The organism is Succinimonas sp., from assembly GCF_045225735.1.
In the GTDB taxonomy this organism is placed as follows: domain Bacteria; phylum Pseudomonadota; class Gammaproteobacteria; order Enterobacterales; family Succinivibrionaceae; genus Succinimonas.
On record NZ_JBGVBR010000402.1, the window covers coordinates 1 to 2165 of the forward strand.

General features: G+C 39.3%; 2 protein-coding genes. Both read right to left on the reverse strand.

Features of this window, described 5'->3' with window-relative positions; all coding sequences use genetic code 11:
* Positions 1–84: 84 nt before the first annotated feature.
* Complete coding sequence (locus ACJROR_RS14215; protein ID WP_406547674.1) at positions 85–1581, reverse strand: IS4 family transposase; 1497 nt, start codon at positions 1579–1581, stop codon at positions 85–87.
* 258 nt (positions 1582–1839) lie between these two features.
* Positions 1840–2165: hypothetical protein (locus ACJROR_RS14220; RefSeq protein WP_406547675.1), on the reverse strand; the 326-nt coding region annotated here is incomplete at its 5' end.

Genomic DNA, 2165 nt, shown 5'->3' on the forward strand with positions numbered 1-2165 from the left:
TGGGATCACCTTCTTGACTCGTCCATGATCTTTAAGAAAAGGTAGTCATCATCAGGGATCCCATAGTGCCTCATATACTTGTTCCTAAGCACTCAAATTTTCCTCGTTTATTATAGGTTCCATAAGGCTTTCCCTGATACTCTGAAGTACCGAATTCAAAGTTCGGTGCTCCAACTCTTTTTTGAACGATTGTCTACTTTTTGTTACAAAGGTAGATCGGCTTTTCAAAGTTTTCAGGATATCGTGCAGCTTTTCGAGGTTGCAGTTAAAAAATGCTTTTACAAAATCATTGAACCAGGATGGCTTAACATGAATTTTCCAAAAGGAAATGTTCTTCAGCATCCTGGATAAAAAATTTGCCGCAATGTTCTTCAGAAAATATGCACAGAGCGAACTCATTATCAACACTCGTAAAATATTCAGGTTGGTGGTGCATTTGGAGAATCTTAAGCCGCTTCCGCTTTTGAGATTTTTGAAGCACAGTTCGCACTGCCATCTAACTCGATAAGCGTTGGTAACCAATTTTGGTGCAAGAATTTCGTGATTGATGTTCGTTACAAGCAGGACTGTTTCATTCTTTTCTTTGCTGTAAAAAGCAACCATTCTTACCGAAAGCCCGGTCTTGAAAGTGGCCGTAAAATCGATGTTCTGTTTGTTTTGGCGAATCATAATTAATGCATCACTTACCTTCATTCCGTTATATTCTTCAGCCTTAGGAGCTATCTTTCGGTATGTCCCCCATGTGCGACAATCAGATATGACAGCAGCACAGTTTTTCCTTCCTTTGGTAATGTAGAAAGAGCCGTTTGTATCAATATCCTTCAAAAGATTCAGACTGAAATATCCGCTGTCCATCAGCATCAAGGCTTTGGAGTCATCCTTACCGGGTACTTCAACAAAGGATTTTTCGTTTGCGGTTTCAGCTGTTAAAACAACAGTTTTGATTGCTCCGGTTTTCATTGACATTTTGGTTTGCAGACCTATGCCTGCATCCTTTACTTCATCAAAACACACATCTCCAGCTTCATCGAAAATGCCATCACATACTTTTATTTTTGTCTGACTTCTTGTCCCTTGATACACATCTGCCAGCTCTGATTTTAGCTTCCAGTATGATCCGTCATACAAGTATATATCCTCTATTGGCAGCCCCTTCTTTTGGAATAGTTGAATTAATTCTTCTCCTTCGGCGTAAGCACATTTCTGGCTTACATCGTTATGAGTCCGCTCAGACTGTTCCAGGATATATTCAAAAAAATCTACGCATTCATCTGACGACATCCGGTTCCAAAATGGCTTTATCTGCATTTTGCCTTCAAAATTAACATTATACAGCTCGCATATTTTTGATAGAGATTCAGGAGTATCAGAACTTCCAACTGCTGTGATAACAGCCTGGGCAAATTTTGTTGGTTGAAAACTTCCTTTTCGTTTAACAAACCCGCACTTCCTGGCCTTCTTGCCTATTTTACTACTTGTACCCTGGTTACCGAAAAAATCTAAAATTTTATTCTTGGTTACGTTTGCAGGTAATTTTTTATTATGCTTCTTAACTGATTTATGTGATAATGACATAGGCATGATTACTCCTTTTTTTGAGTGTTTTTCTTAATTTCATTATAAGGAAAATCATGCTTTTTTTCTCTCTAAACCATTGTCCTGCAAGCTTCTCCAAGAATTAATTGATTAATTTTCGATCAAGTATATGAGAAGAACTCAGAAGATCATTGGAAGATCAGCGGAACAGATTCCGATAATTACGGCGTCTGCCGTTTAAACCTGTAATCAGACGCAGAACTGTTCGCTTATGCAGGCTGAACGGACATGCATGCAGGAAAATCAGCGGTATTTCTTAAAAACAGAAAAATCAGGACCGTCACCGCACTGTCTGGTAAAAATGTCTGTATACAATACCTTACTGCTGCGGCGGTTGTCCTTGCGGGTCTCTTTGATTGCATGCTTGCCTTCAATGCAGATTTTCGAATTTGTCTGATCAGAATAATAGGCATCCGCCGTGCAGTTGAACTTTTTAAGTTCGTGTCTGCCTGTCTTTTTGGTATTCCGTCTGCATTTCAGTTCTTCAATTCTTTCAACTCTGACTGATTGGCCTTTTTCTGCAAGATTGTCATTGATCTGCTCGACTGCTCTGGAAATGATTCCGGAAT

Bases quoted from the DNA above. Each gene is read 5' to 3' on its own strand.
- ACJROR_RS14215 (WP_406547674.1), bottom strand. From the start codon at position 1,581: ATGCCTATGTCATTATCACATAAATCAGTTAAGAAGCATAATAAAAAA.